1 protein-coding gene is annotated in these 434 nt (G+C 66.4%); it reads right to left on the bottom strand.

The genetic code is table 11. From position 1 onward, the window contains the following. Window positions 1-434: aconitase family protein (locus tag EN818_RS30840; RefSeq protein ID WP_245518942.1), on the bottom strand; the 434-nt coding region annotated here is incomplete at both ends.

Below are 434 nucleotides of genomic sequence, written 5' to 3'. Positions count from 1 at the left end.
CGCGCGAACGCCATCGGCGTGCCGAACTCGTCGACGATGACGGAATGGTCGATGACCAGGTCGACCGGCACCAGCGGATTGATCTTTTCCGGATCGCCGCCGAGCGCCTTGATGCCGTCGCGCATCGCCGCCAGGTCGACCACCGCCGGAACGCCGGTGAAGTCCTGCATCAAGACGCGCGCCGGGCGGTAGGCGATCTCGACGCCGGCGGTGCCCTTGTCGCTCAGCCAGCCGGCGACCGCCTGGATGCTCTGCCGGGTGACCGAGCGGCCGTCCTCGTTGCGCAAAAGGTTCTCCAGCAGCACCTTCATCGAAAAGGGCAGCTGCGAGACGCCGCTCAGACCGTTCTTCTCGGCCTCGGCGAGGTCGAAATAGACATAGTCGGCGCCACCCGCGGAGAGCGTGCGGCGGCAATTGAAGCTGTCGAGGGATTT

This window comes from Mesorhizobium sp. M3A.F.Ca.ET.175.01.1.1 (genome assembly GCF_004791945.1).
Lineage (GTDB): Bacteria > Pseudomonadota > Alphaproteobacteria > Rhizobiales > Rhizobiaceae > Mesorhizobium.
The sequence above is the reverse complement of the archived record's forward strand: the minus strand, read 5'-3'. Positions and strand labels throughout refer to the sequence as shown.